This window comes from Cypionkella psychrotolerans (assembly GCF_001294535.1).
Classification (GTDB): Bacteria; Pseudomonadota; Alphaproteobacteria; order Rhodobacterales; family Rhodobacteraceae; genus Cypionkella; species Cypionkella psychrotolerans.
Genome location: NZ_LGIC01000006.1, coordinates 108,960 through 125,888 on the forward strand (window position 1 = coordinate 108,960; position 16,929 = coordinate 125,888).

The 16,929-nt window shown below is 62.1% G+C and carries 15 protein-coding genes; 6 read left to right on the forward strand and 9 right to left on the reverse strand.

Features of this window, described 5'->3' with window-relative positions; translation table 11 throughout:
* Window positions 1–84 precede the first annotated feature (84 nt).
* Entirely contained in the window at window positions 85–255 is a 171-nt protein-coding gene (locus tag AKV04_RS25945) for a hypothetical protein (RefSeq protein WP_156317288.1), read from the forward strand.
* Here AKV04_RS25945 and AKV04_RS01015 read toward each other — a convergent pair.
* From AKV04_RS01015 to AKV04_RS01050, 8 genes are all read right to left on the reverse strand, one after another.
* Window positions 252–1,886: an AMP-binding protein gene (locus AKV04_RS01015; protein WP_054004616.1), complete on the reverse strand. Its 1,635-nt coding sequence runs from the start codon at window positions 1,884–1,886 to the stop codon at window positions 252–254. The genes AKV04_RS25945 and AKV04_RS01015 overlap by 4 nt on opposite strands.
* Entirely contained in the window at window positions 1,886–2,290 is a 405-nt protein-coding gene (locus AKV04_RS01020) for a RidA family protein (RefSeq protein WP_054004617.1), read from the reverse strand. The genes AKV04_RS01015 and AKV04_RS01020 overlap by 1 nt, the downstream gene beginning before the upstream one ends.
* Entirely contained in the window at window positions 2,287–2,697 is a 411-nt protein-coding gene (locus AKV04_RS01025) for an acyl-CoA thioesterase (RefSeq protein WP_054004618.1), read from the reverse strand. Before AKV04_RS01025 ends, AKV04_RS01020 begins: the two co-directional genes overlap by 4 nt.
* Entirely contained in the window at window positions 2,694–3,830 is a 1,137-nt protein-coding gene (locus AKV04_RS01030; RefSeq protein ID WP_054004619.1) for an acyl-CoA dehydrogenase family protein, read from the reverse strand. The genes AKV04_RS01025 and AKV04_RS01030 overlap by 4 nt, the downstream gene beginning before the upstream one ends.
* A gap of 66 nt (window positions 3,831–3,896) precedes the next feature.
* Window positions 3,897–4,706, reverse strand: a complete 810-nt coding sequence (locus tag AKV04_RS01035) for an enoyl-CoA hydratase family protein (RefSeq protein ID WP_054004620.1) — start codon at window positions 4,704–4,706, stop codon at window positions 3,897–3,899.
* The gene (locus AKV04_RS01040) at window positions 4,703–5,134 is read right to left on the reverse strand and encodes a MarR family winged helix-turn-helix transcriptional regulator (RefSeq protein WP_328287131.1); all 432 of its coding nucleotides are present in this window, start codon (window positions 5,132–5,134) and stop codon (window positions 4,703–4,705) included. The genes AKV04_RS01035 and AKV04_RS01040 overlap by 4 nt, the downstream gene beginning before the upstream one ends.
* Complete coding sequence (locus tag AKV04_RS01045; protein ID WP_054004621.1) at window positions 5,131–5,871, reverse strand: SDR family NAD(P)-dependent oxidoreductase; 741 nt, start codon at window positions 5,869–5,871, stop codon at window positions 5,131–5,133. The genes AKV04_RS01040 and AKV04_RS01045 overlap by 4 nt, the downstream gene beginning before the upstream one ends.
* Window positions 5,872–5,882: 11 nt before the next feature.
* Complete coding sequence (locus AKV04_RS01050; protein ID WP_054004622.1) at window positions 5,883–8,165, reverse strand: bifunctional salicylyl-CoA 5-hydroxylase/oxidoreductase; 2,283 nt, start codon at window positions 8,163–8,165, stop codon at window positions 5,883–5,885.
* 105 nt (window positions 8,166–8,270) lie between these two features.
* Between AKV04_RS01050 and AKV04_RS01055 the strand changes: the two genes are divergently transcribed.
* The 4 genes from AKV04_RS01055 to AKV04_RS01070 all read left to right on the forward strand — a co-directional run bounded on the left by AKV04_RS01055 (window position 8,271) and on the right by AKV04_RS01070 (window position 12,848).
* Window positions 8,271–9,029, forward strand: a complete 759-nt coding sequence (locus AKV04_RS01055; protein ID WP_054004623.1) for an enoyl-CoA hydratase-related protein — start codon at window positions 8,271–8,273, stop codon at window positions 9,027–9,029.
* Complete coding sequence (locus AKV04_RS01060; RefSeq protein ID WP_054004721.1) at window positions 9,029–10,153, forward strand: 3-hydroxyacyl-CoA dehydrogenase; 1,125 nt, start codon at window positions 9,029–9,031, stop codon at window positions 10,151–10,153. Before AKV04_RS01055 ends, AKV04_RS01060 begins: the two co-directional genes overlap by 1 nt.
* A 5-nt stretch (window positions 10,154–10,158) precedes the next feature.
* Entirely contained in the window at window positions 10,159–11,283 is a 1,125-nt protein-coding gene (locus tag AKV04_RS01065) for an aminotransferase class V-fold PLP-dependent enzyme (protein ID WP_054004624.1), read from the forward strand.
* A gap of 278 nt (window positions 11,284–11,561) precedes the next feature.
* Window positions 11,562–12,848 carry an O-acetylhomoserine aminocarboxypropyltransferase/cysteine synthase family protein gene (locus AKV04_RS01070; RefSeq protein ID WP_054004625.1) on the forward strand — a complete coding sequence of 429 codons (1,287 nt, stop codon included), beginning with the start codon at window positions 11,562–11,564 and terminating at the stop codon, window positions 12,846–12,848.
* A gap of 126 nt (window positions 12,849–12,974) precedes the next feature.
* Here the strand turns inward: AKV04_RS01070 and AKV04_RS01075 are convergent, their stop codons facing one another.
* Window positions 12,975–13,664, reverse strand: a complete 690-nt coding sequence (locus AKV04_RS01075) for an SIMPL domain-containing protein (RefSeq protein WP_054004626.1) — start codon at window positions 13,662–13,664, stop codon at window positions 12,975–12,977.
* Window positions 13,665–13,836: 172 nt separating this feature from the next.
* Between AKV04_RS01075 and AKV04_RS01080 the strand changes: the two genes are divergently transcribed.
* Entirely contained in the window at window positions 13,837–16,920 is a 3,084-nt protein-coding gene (locus AKV04_RS01080) for a hypothetical protein (protein WP_054004627.1), read from the forward strand.
* The last annotated feature ends 9 nt before the right edge of the window (window positions 16,921–16,929 follow it).

Sequence of the window (16,929 nt, forward strand, 5' to 3'; positions counted from 1 at the left end):
TTTTTCCGGTAAGCCCGGATCGCAACCCATGATTAACCCATCCGCCTCCATCCTCTCCCTGCACAGCCGCAACAGGAGAATCCGATGCAAAACCTCAGCCCCGCCGATGAACTCTGCGAAATCCGCGCCGCCGTCGCGCGCCTGCAGGCGCGCGAGGCCAGCCTTTGCGCCGTGTTACAACAAGCTGCGCAAAACCCATCGCGGCCTATCCCGCGCCCCGGCTGGCCGATCCGGCGCGAAGCCGCCCTGCACTAAGCCCCGTCGCGCAGCCGGAACCGCTGGATTTTGCCAGTCTGCGTCTTCGGCAAAGCCTGCACGAACTGCACGGAACGCGGATATTTATACGGCGCAATCACTCGTTTGACGTGATCTTGCAACGTCTTCACCATCAAAGCATCGCCCAAACGGCCCTGCGCCAGCACCACATGCGCTTCGACAATTTGGCCGCGCTCTTCATCCGCCCGCCCGATCACCGCGCACTCCAGCACATCGGGATGCGACAGCAGTGCCGCCTCTACCTCTGGCCCGGCAATGTTATAGCCCGCCGAGATAATCATATCATCCGAGCGCGCCGCAAAATGAAACCGCCCGTCCTCGTCCTGCCAAAAGCTGTCCCCGGTCAGGTTCCAGCCGTCCTTCACGTATTTCGCCTGCCGATCATCCGCCAGATAGCGACACCCGGTCGGCCCGCGCACCGCCAGCCGCCCCACTTCGCCGCGCGGCAGTTCTGCCATATCGGGTCCCACAATCCGCGCTTCATAGCCGTTGACCGGACGCCCGGTGCAGCCCGGCCGATGATCCTCAAACCGATTGGTCAGGAAAATATGCAGCATCTCCGTGGCGCCAATGCCATCCAGCATCGGCTTACCGGTCTTCGCCATCCACTCCTCATACACCGGCGCTGGCAGCGTTTCCCCCGCGCTGACCGCCGCCCGCAGCGACGATAAATCCGCCCCCTCCGCCATCGCCTTCAGCATCACCCGATACGCCGTCGGAGCCGTAAAACACACCGTCGCCTTATGGGTCTGGATCAACTCAATCATATTGCCGGGCGTCGCCTGCTCCAACAACGCTGCCGCCGCGCCAAACCGCAACGGAAACACCGCGAGCCCCCCCAGACCAAAGGTGAACGCCAACGGCGGCGAGCCTACAAACACATCCTCGGGCACGACATTCAGCACTTCCTTCGCGTAGCCATCCGCAATAATCAGAATATCGCGGTGAAACGCCATCGCGCCCTTCGGCTCGCCAGTCGTTCCCGAGGTAAACCCGATCAGCGCCACATCATCGCGCCCCACCGGCGGCGGGTTAAACCGCACCGATTTCGACAAAGCCGCGCGATCCAGTTCCGCGTCATGGTTCGCCGTGCCATCAAACCCCACCACGGTTTTCAGAAAGCGCGAGGTCTTGGCGCAAGTCACCAATTCCTCCATCAACCGCGTGTCGCACAGGGCCAAAGCGATCTCAGCCTTATCGACAATCTGCGCAAGCTCCCCAGCTCGCAGCATCGGCATGGTGTTGACCACCACCGCCCCGGCCTTGGTCGCGGCCAACCAGCACGCCACCATCGCTGGGTTATTGGCAGATCGAATAAGCACACGATTACCGGGTCTTACGTCGTAATCCTCAACCAACACATGAGCCAGGCGGTTCGACCAATCGGTCAGTTCTTTATAGGTGCGTTGCCGCCCGTTGCCGATCAACGCCGTGTTGTCCCCAAAGCCCTTTTCGACCATTTTATCGGTCAACTCGACAGCAGCATTCAGATATTCGGGGTAGTCAAAACCTTCCAACAGAAACTCGGGCTGCTGATCGAGGCGCGGCAGACGATCCCGCGTGAACGTATCGCTATGTCCTGACGGCCCGAGTTTTGAGTGTTCGGACATCACATACCCTCCGGGATAACGGCGGTCGCCTCAATCTCAACTTTCGCGCGATCCTCGACCAAAGCCACCACCTGCACCAGCGCCATCGCCGGATAGTGCCGCCCGATCACGTCTTTATAGACCGCGCCCAAGCCCTTCAGGTTGCTGAGATATTCATTCTTGTCGGTGACATACCAGGTCAAACGTACAAGATGCTCTGGCTTGGCCCCGGCACAGGCCAGCACCTCAGCAATGCCCCGCAAAGCCGCTTCAACCTGGCCTACGAAATCATCGGTTTCAAACTCTTGATCCGCGTTCCAACCGATCAGCCCGCCAGTGAACACCATCCGCCCCGAGGCGGCCATGCCATTGGCATAGCCCCGCGCCGGCTTCCAGTTTTTCGGGTGCAACACCTCATGACTCATGCCGCGTCCTCCATATATGCCACCAGCCGCGCCCGCATCGCGTCGGGCCAAGTCGCCGATTTCATGCCGTCAATCCACACCAAAGTCAGCGCCACCCGCAGCCGCAATTCCGCGCCCATATGGCCCTCGATCATAAGGCTGATCGAAGATCGCCCCAACTTCTCAATCCCAAGCGAAAACAACACCTTATCGCCCAGACGCGAGGGTGCGACAAACTCCGCCGCAAGCGCCACAGTTGGCACGCCATTATCCGCCCCCCGATGCATCGAGGCAAAACTGCGCCCGACCACATCGTTGAAAAAGTTCTCAACGACCGAGTTGGTCATCTCAAAATAGCGCGGATAAAACACGATCCCGGCCGGGTCGCAGTGGTTGAACTCAATCTGAATTTCGCGGGTGTATGTCATCCCAAAATACTCCGCGCGATCACGATGCGCTGCACATCTGACGCGCCCTCATAAATCCGCAACGCCCTGATTTCGCGGTACAAAGCCTCCACCGCGAAACCATGCCGCACGCCGTCGCCACCATGCAGTTGCACCGCCATGTCGATGACTTTTTGCGCTGCTTCGGTGGCATACAGCTTGGCCATCGCGGCTTCCCTGCTGACCCGCGCCGCGCCCTGATCCTTCACCCAAGCCGCCCGGTAAATCAGCAAGGCACTGGCATCCACCTGCAACGCCATATCCGCCAAATGCCCCTGCACCATCTGCAACTCGCTCAAGGCGCTGCCCTGAATCCGCCGCGATTGCACCCGTGCCAAAGCCTCATCCAGCGCCCTGCGTGCAAAGCCCAAAGCCGCCGCGCCAACGGTGGAGCGGAACACATCGAGCACCGACATCGCGATCTTAAAGCCATCCCCCGCCCGCCCAATCAGCGCGGTTTCCGGCAACATCACATCGCGCAACGCCAGATGCGCCAAGGGATGCGGTGCGATCACCTCAATCCGCTCCACCACAGACAGCCCCGGCGTATCCGCAGGCAGCAAAAACGCCGATAACCCCTTCGCCCCCGGAGCCTCGCCCGTGCGCGCGATGATCACATAAACATCGGCAATCCCGCCGTTCGAGATATAGGTTTTCTCGCCGTTCAGCACCCAACCCTGCGGCCCCAGAACCGCAGTGGTGGAGGTCGCCGCCACATCCGACCCCGACGCAGGCTCGGTCAAAGCAAAGCCCGAAATCGCCGTCCCCGCCCGCGTCCGCACCAGCCATTCGCGCTGTAAGTCCGAGCCGAACAGCGACACCGCCCCCATGCCAAGTCCCTGCATCGCGAAGGTAAAATCTGCCAGCCCATCATGCCGCGCCAAAGTCTCGCGGATCAGGCACAGGCTCCGCACGTCCAGCTTTTCGCCTAGCGCAGCCCCCGAGTGCTGCAACCATCCGCCCGCCCCCAGCATCGCCACCAGCCCCCGGCAAGCCGCATCGACATCGCCATGATCGACGGGCAGATGCGCCCCTGCCCAAGCCTCCAAAGCCACCACCAACGCCCGGTGGCGGTCTTCAAAAAACGGCCAGCTTAGGAAACTCTGATCCGACATAGCTCATCCTCTGCGCTCAAATATCCCGGGGTCCGGGGCAGCGCCCCGGGGCTTGCAGCAAGCGCCTTAATTCCCCGCGAAAACCGGCTTTTCCTTAGCTACAAACGCTCGATAAGCGCGCTCAAAATCTTTCGTCTGCATACAGATCGCCTGCGCCTGCGCTTCCGCTTCTATCGCCGCCAGCAGCCCCATATCCCATTCCTGCAGCAGTTGCGTCTTGGTCACGCCATGCGCAAAGCACGGTCCCGCCGCCAAGCGCCGCGCCAGAACCAGCGCCTCGGCTTCCAACGCATCCGCCCCGTGCAAAGCGTTCCAGAACCCCCAGCGTTCACCCTCGGCAGCCGTCATCACCCGGCCAGTATAGAGCAATTCCGCCGCCCGCCCCTGCCCGATGATCCGTGGCAGCATCGCACAAGCCCCCATATCGCAGCCCGCCAGTCCCACCCGGGTGAACAGGAATGCGCATTTCGCTTCCGGCGTCGCCAGCCGCAGATCAGCCGCCATCGCAAGGATCGCCCCCGCTCCGACAGCCACGCCATCCACCGCCGCAATCACCGGTTTCCCGCAGGAAATCATCGCCTTAACCAGATCCCCGGTCATCCGGGTGAACGCCAGCAAGTCTTTCATCGGCAGCCCGATCAGCGGCCCGATGATGTCATGCACATCGCCGCCCGAGCAGAAATTGCCGCCATTGGACGCGAAAACCACCACATCGACATCCTCCGCATAAACCAGATCGCGGAACAGATCGCGCAACTCGGCATAGCTCTCAAACGTCAAAGGGTTCTTGCGCTCGGGCCGGTTCAGCCGCAGCACCGCCACCCGGTCGGTGACTTCCCACAGAAAATGCGCAGGCTTAAAATCCGCCAGTTTCATGCCTTAGCCATCCTTTTCAAAATCTCGGTCAGCGCGTCCAAATCCGCCTCGGTCAGCCCAGAAAACATCCGATCCACCGCGCGCTCATGATCCGCCGCCAACCCCTCAAAATCCGCCAAACCGCGTGGCGTCAGCGCCACAAACACCGTGCGGCGGTCCTGATCGCTTTGGGTCCGCAGAACGAGGCCGTCTTTTTCCAGCCGGTCCACCACCGCCGTCGCATTGCCATTCGAGACCAGCAGCATCCGCGACAATTCACTCATCGTCACACCATCGCGCCGCCGATACAGCGCCGCCAGCACGTCAAAACGCGGCAACGTGGTGTCGTGCTTCACCCGCAAAAACTCGCGCAGATGCGACTCCGAGGCCCGAGTCACCCCCAGCATCCGGATCCACATCTTCAGACGGCGTTTCGACAACTCGCTCACAATTCGCCCCCCGCAATGGTTAACGCCTGCCCGTTCACGCCCTCCGACCCCGCCCCACAGAGAAACAACGCCATCGCCGTGACTTCCGAGGGCGCAATCAGCCGCCCCTGCGGGTTCATTCCGGCCAAAACCGCCCGCGACTCGACCAAGGTTTTCCCGGTCTTCTCGGCAATCACCTCAACCGAGTGATCCGTCATCGGCGTATCCAGAAAACCCGGACAGATCGCATTCACCGTCACCGGGCGCTTGGCGATTTCCAAAGCCAAAGACCGCGTCAACCCAACCACCCCATGCTTTGCCGCCGCATAGGGCGCGACCTTGGCATAGCCCTTCAACCCTGCCGTTGAGGCCACCGAGATCAACCGCCCCCAGCCCGGCATCTGGTTCAAACCATCGCGCAGGGTCAAAAATACCCCCGTTAGATTGACCGCCAGCATCGCGTTCCACTGGGCAAGCGAGGTCTTCGCCATCACCGTCGAATCCGCGGCCCCGGCATTGGCGATCACCACATCACAAGGCCCAGCAGCGGCGAACATCGCCCGAACCGAGGCTTCATCCGTCACATCCGCCTGCACCGCGCGGATCCCCGGCACCTGTGCAACAACCGCCTGCAACGCCTCCAGCCTGCGCCCGGCGATCACCACCTCGGCCCCGGCTTGCGCAAAGCCCAAAGCAAGATTTTCCCCCGCACCGGAACCGCCGCCGGTGATCAGAACGCGTTTGCCTGCAAGAGTCATACCCGGCCCACTCATACCCGGATCACGCCTTCCGATTTCTGCACCAACCGCCGGGCCTGATCACGCCCGGCAAGGTAGGGCTTCGGCCATTCCGTGCCGCTATCGCCCAGCGCCACCGACTGATGCAGTGTCCAATAGGGGTCCGCCAGATGTGCCCGCGCGAGGCAGACCAAATCCGCCCGCCCTGCCAACAAGATCTGGTTCACCTGATCGGCCTCGGTGATATTGCCCACCGCCATCGTCGCCAATCCGGCCTCATTCTTGATCCGGTCCGAGAACGGCGTCTGGAACATCCGGCCATACACAGGCTTGGCATCCGTCGAGGTCTGCCCCGCCGATACGTCAATAATATCAGCGCCTTCCGCAGCAAACATCTGTGCAATCTGCACCGCCTCGACAGGCGTCACGCCGCCTTCCGCCCAGTCATGCGCAGAAATCCGCACCGACATCGGCTTATGCCCCGGCCAATAGCGTCGCATCTCGCGGAACACTTCCAGCGGATAACGCATCCGGTTTTCCAAGCTGCCGCCGTATTCATCTTCCCGCATATTCGACAATGGCGAGATGAAGGACGAGATCAAATACCCATGCGCTGCATGCAGCTCGATCATGTCGAAATCCGCGCCCTCGGCCATTTCCGTGGCCTTGATGAACTGACGCAACACCGCGTCCATATCGTCACGGTCCATCGCCTTCGGCACCTGATTGCCCGCCTGCCACGGGATCGCCGAAGCCGACAGCAGCGGCCAATTGCCCGACACCAACGGTGCATCCGCATCCGCCCAGCCAACTTGCGTCGAGCCTTTGCGGCCCGAATGGCCAATCTGGCAGCAGGTCTTGGCCTTCGTCTCGGCATGGATGAAATCGTTGATCTTCTTCCAAGCCAGTTCATGCTTCGGCGTATAAAGCCCGGTGCAGCCCGGCGTGATCCGGCCATGCGCCGACACACAGGTCATCTCGGTATAAACCAGCCCAGCGCCGCCCTTGGCGCGTTCGGCGTAATGGACAAAATGCCAATCGGTCGGAACACCTTCGACCGCGCGATACTGCGCCATCGGCGACACCACCACGCGGTTTTCCAGCGTCATGCCGCGCAACTGAAACGGCGTGAACATCGGCGTGCGCCCCGGCGCGCCACCATATTGCGCCGCAAACCAATCCTCGGCAGAACGCAGCCAAGCCGGATCGCGCATCCGCAGGTTCTCATGGCTGATCCGTTGCGAACGGGTCAGCAGCGAATAGGCAAACTGCGGCGCGGGCATGTCCAGGTAACGCTCGACCTCTTCAAACCACTCCAGCGAATTGCGCGCCGCCGATTGCAGCCGCAACACTTCCACGCGGCGCTCTGCCTGATAGCGCTCAAACGCCGCCTGCATCGTCGATTCCGAGTGCAGGTATTCCGCCAAAGCAATCGCACTATCAAACGCCAAACGGCTGCCGGATCCAATCGAGAAATGCCCCGTCGCCGCCGCATCCCCCATCAGCACCACGTTTTCATGATACCACTGCTGGCAAATCACCCGCGGGAACTGCATCCACACCGCCGAGCCGCGCAAATGCGCTGCATTCGACATCAGATCATGGCCGCCCAAATGCCGTTCAAAGATCTTGCGGCAAGTCTCAACGGTTTCCTCTTTGGTCATCGTCTCAAAGCCCCACAGCTCCCATGTGTCGGGATGGCATTCGACGATGAAGGTCGCGGTATCCTTGTCAAACTGGTAGACATGCGCCCAAACCCAGCCGTATTCGGTCTTCTCGAAGATGAAACTAAAGGCGTCGTCGAACTTGGCATGGGTGCCAAGCCAAACGAACTTGCACTTGCGCACATCAATATCCGGCTTGAACACATCCGCATATTCGCGGCGCACGAGACTGTTGATGCCATCCGTCGCCACCACCAGATCATAGTCTTTGCGGTATTCTTCGGCTGACTTGAACTCGGCCTCAAACCGCAGATCGACGCCCAACTCCCGCGCCCGCGCTTGCAGCAAGACCAGTAGCGCTTTCCGCCCGATCCCGGCAAAGCCATGCCCACCCGAAACCGTGCGCACGCCATTATGCACCACCGCAATGTCGTCCCAATAGGCGAACTGGCTGCGGATCGCTTCGGTGCTGACCGGATCATTCTTCGCCATCCGCCCCAGCGCGTCATCCGACAGCACCACGCCCCAACCGAAGGTGTCATTGGCCTTGTTGCGCTCCATCACCACAACCTCGTGGCTGGCATCGCGCAGCTTCATCGAGATCGCGAAATACAAGCCCGCCGGACCACCGCCCAAACACAGAACCTTCATGGCAACCCCTCCAATGCGTTTGGTTTAGCCTGCCACCAGACCAAAACAATTTCAAGCTTGAAATTTCTCGCTTGAAATTTTCCGCCCACCCCGCATAGTGCAGTGATGGAAAACCTGATCGTCACCCAGCACCCATTCTGGCTGCACATCGCGCTGAACCGCCCCGCGGCGAAGAACGCGCTGAACACCGCGACGCTTGCGGCTTTGGCCCACGCGCTGACCCAAGCCGCCACCGACCCCAATATCCGCGCCGTCCTCCTCTCCGGCACCGAAGGTAATTTCGCCGCAGGGGCAGATATCACCGAGATCGAATCCAAAACCACGCTTGAGGCCGCAACCGACCCCCGCAAAGCCCATTGGGCCACCATCCGCGCCTTCCCAAAACCGCTGATCGCCGCCATTGACGGCTTCGCCTTGGGCGGAGGCTTAGAACTCGCCCTGATGGCTGACCTAATCGTCCTCGGCGAGACCGCCAAACTCGGCCTGCCCGAAACCAACCTCGGCCTAATCCCCGGCGCAGGCGGCACCCAGCGCCTGCTCGCCCTGATAGGTCGCGCCCGCGCCTCCCGCATGATCCTGACGGGTGAGATCATCGACGCCCAAACCGCCCACCAATGGGGCATCGCCGCCTATCTCGCTACAGGTTCCGCCCTGCCGGATGCCACCACCCTCGCCAGCAAAATTGCCCTCCGCGCGCCCCTCGCGCTGCAAGCCGCCAAAGCCGCGCTCATAGCAGGCGACGAAGCCCCCCGCGCCTTCGCGCTGGAACGCGCCAACTTCGAGTCCCTAATGGATACCACCGACAAGGCCGAAGGCATCTGCGCCTTCCGCGACAAACGCAAACCCAGTTTCACAGGCGCATGATGCCCCCCAACACCAGCCCCAAAATCGGCATCATCGGTCTCGGCACAATGGGCTTAGGGATCGCGCAAATCTTTGTACAGGCTGGTTTTTTCACCGTCGCCACCGATGCCCAGCCGCCTGCCCGCGCCAGTGCACGTCAACGCATGTCCGACGCCCTGAACGCTCGCGTCACTGCCGGAAAGCTCACCCCAGAGGCCCGCGATGCGACGCTGTCCAATCTGCACATCACCGCAAGCCTCGCCGAGCTCGCGCCCTGCGATCTGGTGATCGAGGCCATCATCGAGCGCCTCGATGCCAAAGAGGTGCTGTTCAGCGAACTCGAAACCATCCTGGCGCCAAATGCCATCCTCGCCACCAACACCTCCTCGATTCCTGTCGCCGCCATAGCCAGCACCGCGCAACACCCAAACCGCATCCTCGCCCTACACTTCTTCAACCCGCCCACCGCGATGAAGCTGGTCGAACTCGCACCCCACGCGGGCACCTCGACAGCAGCCCTGACCCTCGCCCGCGAAATCACCGAGGCCGCAGGCAAAACCGTGATCCAATGCCCCGACCGCCCCGGATTCATCGTCAACCGCTGTGCGCGACCCTATTACGGCGAAGCCCTCGCCCTGCTGGAAGAAGGCCACCCTGCGGAAGAAATCGACGCCGCGATGATGGCCGCTGGATACCGTCTCGGCCCCTTCGCGTTGATTGATCTGATCGGCGCTGACATCAACCTTGCGGCCACCGAGGGCCTCAGCGCGGCTATGCAAAACCACCCCCGCTACCACGTCTTCGCAGCCCTCAAAGCCCAAGCCGCCAGCGGAAACTTAGGCCGCAAATCCGGCCAAGGCTTCCTATACCCCGCGCAAACCACTGCAAAAGCCAACCCCGAAATCGCCCTTCGCATTGAGGCAACTCTAATAAACGAAGCCGCATGGCTGCTCAATGAAGGCGGCACCACGCCCGAAGGCATCGACACCGCAATGAAATTGGGCCTCAACTTCCCGCGCGGCCCGTTCGTTGCCCTAGCCCTTCACACAACCCCAAAAGTCCTCACCACCCTACAATCCCTCGCAGCAAAAGCCCCCGAGGCCCTAAAATCCCGCTACGCCCCCGCCCCTTATCTCACCCGGTGATCCCCATGTCTGACGCCTATTTCCTCTACCACTCCATCGGCATGTATCCCGGCAAAACCGCCGATCTGGCCGCAGCGATGACCGAATTTGCCGGGGTCTGGGGCAAGCCAGATGACAGCCAATGGGCCTATGCGCTAGGCAAACGCCAGAATTTCATCGATCGCTGGCGTGCGATCCTGAACGCCCCGGCGCAGTCGATCACCGCCACCGAAAACGTCACCGCCGCCTTCCATGCGTTGCTGACCTCATTGCCTCAATCTCACCTTAAAGGTCGCAAAGTGCTGGTCGGAGCCGATTGCTTCCCCTCCAACCATTTCCTGTTGAATGGCATGGCCGAGAAATACGGTTTCACCCTGCACACCGTGCCCCTGCGCCAAGGCATGGGCTATGTCGAAGATGAAGACTTTATCGAAGCATGGACCCCAGACGTTGGCCTCGCCTTACTGACATGGGTGTCCTCACTTACCTCGCACCGTATTGATCTCAAACGCATGGTCGCCCACGGTCGCCGCATGGGCAGCCTGATCGGCACCGATATCACCCAAGCCGCAGGCCTGATCCCCTATGACGTGATGGCCCCCGAGGTTGATTTCACCGTCTCGACCAGCCTCAAATGGATGTGTGGCACCCCCGGCGCAGGTATCCTATATGTCAGCCCCCGCCTGACCCCGCATTGCCACCCCGAGCAGCGCGGCTGGTTCAGCCAATCCAACCCGTTCAACTGGGACATCACCGCGTTCCAATACGCCCCCGACATTCGGCGCTACGACAGTGGCACTCCCGGCACGATGGCCGCCCTCGCCAGCCTGCCCGCGTTGGACTGGCACGCCACCCAAGACCAAAGCGCGCTCCTAGCCCACAACCGCCAACTGACCGCCCGCCTCATTGAGGCCGCCGACGCGCTCAACCTCACCTTACTCACCCCCCGCGCGCCCGAAAAACGCGGCGGCTCGATCATGCTGCGCCTGCCCGACAGTCATAACGCCGCCGAAGTGGTCAACAAACTGCGCGCCCAAGGCATCACCACCGATGCCCGCAGCCAAACCCTGCGGCTCTCTCCCGGCAACCTGACCACGCTGGCAGGCACCGAAACCCTGATCGCGGCGCTTACGAACCTGCTGCGCCCTTAACCATTCGCCTTGGCAGAAATACTCCGCTGGATTGCGTTTCTATCGCTTTCATCTTGGCTCAAATATCCCCACCGGCGGCATCGGCCCTTCCCGCGAAAGCCCCCGGCGCAGAACAAACCGCATCCGCCAAAGCCTTAACAAACCCTAAACGTCTAAAACCACTCCATTGAAAAACAACAATTTTCCAAACGGTCCCAACGCGGGACCGCGTCATTCTTTCCCGTTGCCCGACTCTGCTGGCCAGCCTACCCTGCGCCCATTCATTCCCGGAGGACACCATGACCGCACCCCTAGGCTTCGACACCCTTGCCATCCACGCAGGCACCGCCCCCGACCCCGCGACGGGCGCGCGGCAGGTTCCGATCTATCAAACCACCGCTTACGTTTTCCGCGACGCCGAGCACGCCCGCAAACTTTTCGGCCTGCAGGAAGTCGGCTACATCTACTCCCGCCTGACCAACCCCACCGTCTCGGCGCTGGCCGACCGGGTCTGCGCCCTAGAAGGCGGCGCGGGAGCGATTTGCTGCTCCTCGGGCCATGCAGCCCAAATCATGGCGCTGTTTCCGCTGATGGGGCCGGGCCTGAACATCGTCGCCTCCTCGCGGCTCTATGGCGGCACGATCACCCAGTTCAGCCAGACCATCAAACGCTTCGGCTGGTCGGCAAAATTCGTTGACACCGAAGACCTGCTGGCCGTCGAACACGCCATCGACGCCAACACCCGCGCGATCTTTTGCGAGACTATCGCCAATCCCGGCGGCTATGTCTCTGACCTCGACGCCCTCGCCCGTATCGCGGATCAAGCTGGTATCCCCCTGATCGTCGACAACACAACCGCCACGCCTTACCTCTGCAAACCCATCGAGCATGGCGCCACCCTCGTGGTCCATTCGGCCACCAAATACCTGACCGGCAACGGCACGGTCACCGGCGGGGTCGTGGTGGATTCGGGCAAATTCGACTGGTCGGCGTCGGATAAATTCCCCAGCCTCAGCCAGCCCGAACCCGCTTATCACGGCCTCACCTTCCACGCCGCCTTGGGGTCGATGGCCTTCACCTTCCATTCCATCGCCGTCGGCTTGCGCGATCTGGGCATGACGATGAACCCGCAAGGCGCGCATTATACGCTGATGGGGATCGAAACCCTCGGCCTACGCATGCAGCGCCATGTTGAGAACGCCAAGATCGTCGCGGAATATCTGGAGCAAGATCCTCGGGTGGAGTTCGTGACCTATGCGGGCCTGCAGTCCTCGCCCTATCGCAAACGGGCCGAGTCGATCACCCCGAAAGGCGCGGGGGCCTTGTTCACCTTCGCGGTGAAGGGCGGCTATGATGCCTGCGTCAAGCTGGTGGACAGTGTGAAACTGTTCAGCCATGTCGCCAACCTTGGCGACACCCGCAGCCTGATCATCCATCCGGCCTCGACCACTCACAGCCAGTTGGACGATGAGGCAAAAATCCGCTCGGGCGCCGCGCCGAATGTGGTGCGGCTGTCGATCGGGATTGAGGATGTGAAAGATATCATCGCCGATCTGGATCAGGCCTTGGCGGCGGCTACGTCGTAAGAACCGGCAAGCCCAGACCGCTATCCAGTCCGGGCTTGCTCTTTTTGAAATACTCCCGCCGGAGGCTTCTGAGGCTAATGTCGGACGCCTCCGGCGGGAATATTTATGCCAATGTGAAACGCAAGATCACTCGATGATCTCGTAGGTGATCGTCACCGAAGCCGTCATGCCGATTTGACCCGAGGCCACGGGCACCGCCGAAGCCGCTTTAGCCTCGTCGCGGAACATCGGCATCGGCGCGCCATAGCCTGCGCTTTCGGTGATTGACTCGATCTTGCCCAGTTTCACCCCAGCAGCGACAGTCAGCAATTCAGCGCGGGCCTTCGCGTCAGCCACAGCGGCTTTGCGGGCTTCATCTTGCGCCGGGCGCGGGGCCGCGAGATCGAAGGTGATGCCGTTCAGCGTGTTCGCGCCATCGGTGATGCTGGCATCCAGCACGGTGCCCAAGGTGTCCAATGCGCGCACCCGCACGCTCAGCATGTTCGAGGCGACATAGCCCGCGATTTTCGGGGTTTGGCCTGCGTCATAGCCGACCCAGTTCGGGTTCAGTGACAGGTTTGAGGTTTGCAGATCGCGGTCTTCGATCCCCGCCGATTTCAGCCGATCCATCACAGTTTGCAACGCCTTGGAATTGGCGGCCATTGCCTCGGCTGCCGATGGGCCATCGGTCGTGACCCCAAGCGAAATTGTCGCCATGTCGGGCGTGACCTGAACGGTGCCCTCACCCGTGACAGTGATCACATTATCGGCAAGTGCTGGTGCCGCAATCGGCAAAACGAGGGCAGCAGACAGCAGCAGGGCATTAAGAACACGCATGGGAACCTCCAAATGTTATGCGTCTTAGGTGTAATGCTATGACGTTGACCGCAAGCCATTCCTTGGCGGCACGCCTGCCTTTTTCTTTCCTTCGGCAAAAAGCTGCTATAGGAAGGGCAAAACCAGCCGTAGAGCGTTTCCGGCGGTGCCCCCAATGTGCTAGACCCGTGAAATGAAACCAGCTTTTGCACTCGACTTCCGGGATGAAACCATCAGCTTGCTGCACCGCTCTGGCGGTGGTTGGCAGTTGGTGGGGGCTGTTCCGCTTGACACGCCCGATCTGACCGAGGCTTTGGGCTATCTGCGCGCCACAGCCCTTGGCCTGTCGCCACGCGGGATGACCACCAAGCTGGTGATCCCGAATGACCAGGTCCTGTACCTGACCGTCCATGCACCGGGGCCGGATGAGGCCACGCGCCACGCGCAGGTTGTGGCGGCGCTTGAAGGCCGCACGCCCTATGATGTCGCCGATCTGGCGTTTGATTACACCGGCTCCGGGCCAGAGGTGCAGGTGGCGGTGATCGCCAAAGAGACCTTGGCCGAGGCGGAAGGTTTTGCCGCCGAGCATCGCCTAAACCCGATTGCCTTCGTCGCGGCCCCCGAGCCGGACAGCTTTGCGGCAGAGCCTTGGTTTGGCCTGTCGTCGCTGGCCCCTTCGCTGATCCCGAAAGGCGCAAAGGTCGAGCGCGACAGTCGCCCGGTGATGATCGTGGCGCGCAGCTTTGGCGCTGCGGCGCAAGTGGTCGAAGCTGTTGTTGAGACGCCGGTTGAAGCGCTCGCACCGATACTGCGGGGTGCGCCAGAGTCTGAGGTTGTGAGTGAGCCTGAGGTTTTGGAGCCTGTGGTTGCGGAACCTGTGGCTGAGGTTGAGCCGGAAGTTGTGGTTGAGCCGGAAACTGTCATCACACCAGACGATCTGTCCGAGACGGAAATTAGCCCCGAGCCCGAAGATCTGCTTGCGGCGGAGGCTGTGTTAGCCCCCGAAGCCTATGTTGCAGCCGCCGATGATATCCCGCCTGCAGCGGTTGCGGCGGAAGAAACTTGGCTGCCTGCCGATTATGCGTCGCGCGCCGCCTATGAAGATGACGCGCCGCATATGCCATCGCTGCCCGCCTCGCCACTAGATGACGACAATGCATTGATTGCGGCCCTCGCCGATACGCTGTCGGCGCCGATCCCGCAGCCTGCGCCACCATCCCCCGCTCCGCCTGCGCCGCGCAAGCCGGTGGTCGAGGTGGAAGAAGCGCCGATGGCTTTGGATGTCTCTGATGATGCGGCTGAGGCTGATGAGGTCGAGCCGCAGGGCGCTGATGCGATCCGGGCCGCGATTTCGGCCAAGGCGGCACGGGTGATTGATCCGATCATCGCCGATGATTTGCCGCCGATGCCTGCGGCTGCGGCTTTGGGTGCGTTCTCCAGCCGCCGTCAGGGCAATGAGACGCTGCTGAACAAAGCCCCGGCGCTCGGGGCGGCAAAAGCTGGAGTGCCGCGCCCGACCGCTGCAAAGCCGCTGGCTGCGATTCAAGGCTTTGGGGCGCAAGGCTTGGAGACGCAAGGACCGGGGATCGCGCGCGCGCCAATCGCAAAACCGGATCTGGCGGCGAAACCGACAAAGCCCGGCAAACCCGGTTTGCGCGGTCTGTCGGCTTTGGTCTCGGGCTCAAGTGCCGCTGCGACCAAACCCCGCACCAAGGTCGCGATCCCTTCAGCCCTGCCGCCACTGAAATCCACCGATGCTGCGGGTGCAGGCCTGCCCAAGCCGCAAGTGACGCGCCCCGCCGCGGCTCGCGGCCCCGGTGGCTTTGCGGCCCGCGAACCGGTGCGCGGCAAACCGCGTTATCTTGGGCTGCTGCTGACGGTGGTCTTGCTGTTCCTGTTGGCGATGATTGCGGCTTGGTCTTCCTATTCGCTTGGCGCTTGGAACACCGGGGCAGAAGCGCCGGTGCAGGTTGGCGCGGACAATCCAGACGGCACGGACGTTCCTGCGGCAGAGATGCCGGATGCCAATGATGAGATGTTGGCCGATATGCAGGACCCGGCAGAGTTGTCGGATACCGCTTCGGCCAGCGATCCAGCCGTGCCTTCGGTTGAAGGCGCAGTGGCCTCGCCCGATGCGGCGGATTTGAGTGGCCCCAGCGCCGAGCCTGCGCCGGCGCTGGATGTCGCCGCTGAGACCACAGCCCCTGTGAACCCGACGGCTGGCACCGATGATGAGATTTTCCTCGCCTCGATGGATGCCGCACCCCTGCCGCCCGATCCGCTGTCGCTGGTGCAACCACTGGCGCAGGGCGACCAGATGCCCGCCGCACAGCCTGCGCCGCCGCCGTTTGGCACGGTGTATCAGTTTGAAGCCAATGGCGCGATCACGCCAACGCCCGAGGGGATCATCACGCCCGAGGGCGTTTTTCTACGGGCGGGCAAGCCGTCTCGGGTGCCAACCGCGCGCACCGAAGCGGTGATCGCGGCGGCGGCGGCGACAAACCCAACGGTTGCAGCAGCAGCCCAGCCCGATGCGGCGGCGCCCCCCGCAGCTGCGCCGCCTGTTTATGCTGATCCCGCCTTGGCGGGCAAAAAGCCAAAAACCCGGCCCGCGGGGCTGACGCCGCCCGCTGCAGCCGGTCAGGGCGCCTTGGCACCCGAGGTCGATAGCCGCCTTGCTGGGCTGCGCCCAACCGCCCGCCCCACCAGCATCCTGTCGGCGGGACGCCAAGCGCAGCAAGCCTCGGCTGCAGCGTCGCTGACCGCACAGGCCGAAGCGCTGAACCAAGAGGCGGCCTTAACCAGCGGGTCGAAGCTGGCAGTGGCGATCAGCCGCAAGCCTGCCGCGCGCCCGCGTGACCTGAGCCGCGCCGTGGAAGCCGCTGTCGCAGCCGTCGCCCGCGAACCGCAGCCGGAGCCAGAACCCGCCGCAGAACCGCAGCCGCGACTAGCGGCGATCCCCGACAAAAGCTCTAGCGCCGAAGCTGATGGTGAGCCTGATGTGGTTTCAGCAGCACCAAAGATCCCGACCAAGGCCACGGTGGCAAAGCAGGCAACATTCAAGAACGCCATCAACCTGTCAAAACTGAACTTGATCGGGGTTTATGGCACGCAATCAAAGCGTTACGCTTTGGTGCGCACGGCAGCGGGGCGCTATAAGAAAGTGCGTGTTGGCGATACGATTGACGGTGGCGGCCGCGTCGCTGCAATCACCGCGACCGAAGTACGTTACCAAAAAGGCGGTCGTTTGGTGGCCTTGGCGATGCCCAAGGGCTAGAACGGTCAT

Excerpts from the sequence above, each read along its gene's own strand:
- AKV04_RS25945 (WP_156317288.1), top strand. The coding sequence starts at position 85 with ATGCAAAACCTCAGCCCCGCCGATGAACTCTGCGAAATCCGCGCCGCC.
- AKV04_RS01015 (WP_054004616.1), bottom strand. The coding sequence starts at position 1,886 with ATGTCCGAACACTCAAAACTCGGGCCGTCAGGACATAGCGATACGTTC.
- AKV04_RS01020 (WP_054004617.1), bottom strand. The coding sequence starts at position 2,290 with ATGAGTCATGAGGTGTTGCACCCGAAAAACTGGAAGCCGGCGCGGGGC.
- AKV04_RS01025 (WP_054004618.1), bottom strand. The coding sequence starts at position 2,697 with ATGACATACACCCGCGAAATTCAGATTGAGTTCAACCACTGCGACCCG.
- AKV04_RS01030 (WP_054004619.1), bottom strand. The coding sequence starts at position 3,830 with ATGTCGGATCAGAGTTTCCTAAGCTGGCCGTTTTTTGAAGACCGCCAC.
- AKV04_RS01035 (WP_054004620.1), bottom strand. The coding sequence starts at position 4,706 with ATGAAACTGGCGGATTTTAAGCCTGCGCATTTTCTGTGGGAAGTCACC.
- AKV04_RS01045 (WP_054004621.1), bottom strand. The coding sequence starts at position 5,871 with ATGACTCTTGCAGGCAAACGCGTTCTGATCACCGGCGGCGGTTCCGGT.
- AKV04_RS01050 (WP_054004622.1), bottom strand. The coding sequence starts at position 8,165 with ATGAAGGTTCTGTGTTTGGGCGGTGGTCCGGCGGGCTTGTATTTCGCG.
- AKV04_RS01055 (WP_054004623.1), top strand. The coding sequence starts at position 8,271 with ATGGAAAACCTGATCGTCACCCAGCACCCATTCTGGCTGCACATCGCG.
- AKV04_RS01060 (WP_054004721.1), top strand. The coding sequence starts at position 9,029 with ATGCCCCCCAACACCAGCCCCAAAATCGGCATCATCGGTCTCGGCACA.
- AKV04_RS01065 (WP_054004624.1), top strand. The coding sequence starts at position 10,159 with ATGTCTGACGCCTATTTCCTCTACCACTCCATCGGCATGTATCCCGGC.
- AKV04_RS01070 (WP_054004625.1), top strand. The coding sequence starts at position 11,562 with ATGACCGCACCCCTAGGCTTCGACACCCTTGCCATCCACGCAGGCACC.
- AKV04_RS01075 (WP_054004626.1), bottom strand. The coding sequence starts at position 13,664 with ATGCGTGTTCTTAATGCCCTGCTGCTGTCTGCTGCCCTCGTTTTGCCG.
- AKV04_RS01080 (WP_054004627.1), top strand. The coding sequence starts at position 13,837 with ATGAAACCAGCTTTTGCACTCGACTTCCGGGATGAAACCATCAGCTTG.